This is a genomic window from Massilia sp. CT11-108 (assembly GCF_047302915.1).
Taxonomy (GTDB): domain Bacteria; phylum Pseudomonadota; class Gammaproteobacteria; order Burkholderiales; family Burkholderiaceae_D; genus Telluria; species Telluria orientalis.
Genome location: NZ_JBKYMO010001242.1, coordinates 1 through 463 on the forward strand (window position 1 = coordinate 1; position 463 = coordinate 463).

Genomic DNA, 463 nt, shown 5'->3' on the forward strand with positions numbered 1-463 from the left:
CGCGGCCGCCGAGCAGTGGAAGACGACACCGGAGACGCTGTCGACGCGCGACGGCGCCGGCCGTCCGCATCGTCGGCCACGCATCCTTCACGCTCGTCGAACCGCCCGTGAACATGATGCCCAGCTCGCGCGCCACCTTGCCCGCGACCCAGCGCGCGCCCAGCTGGAAGTTGCCGGCATCGTCCGGATGGAACGGCAGGGTGTCGCGCAGGACGGTGAGGTTGGCGAAGATCTTGTCGATGGGCGCCTGCACGACGCGTACGGCTGCCAGCGGCGCGTCCAGTTCCTCGGCCAGCAGCATGGGCAGCGCCGTGTGCACGCCCTGTCCCATCTCGCTGCGCGGCACGACGACGTCGATGGTGCCGTCGGGAGAGATCGCGACCCAGCCGTTCAGGGCGATGGTGCCGGCATCGTGCACGGCAGCCGGCGCGCGCAGGGCTATCTGTACGGCCGGCCGGTGGAG

General features: G+C 71.3%; 1 protein-coding gene. It reads right to left on the reverse strand.

The window, feature by feature from the left end:
• The coding region (locus ACEN88_RS34220; RefSeq protein ID WP_413346839.1) for a molybdopterin cofactor-binding domain-containing protein at positions 1–418 on the reverse strand (418 nt) is incomplete at its 3' end.
• Positions 419–463 lie beyond the last annotated feature (45 nt).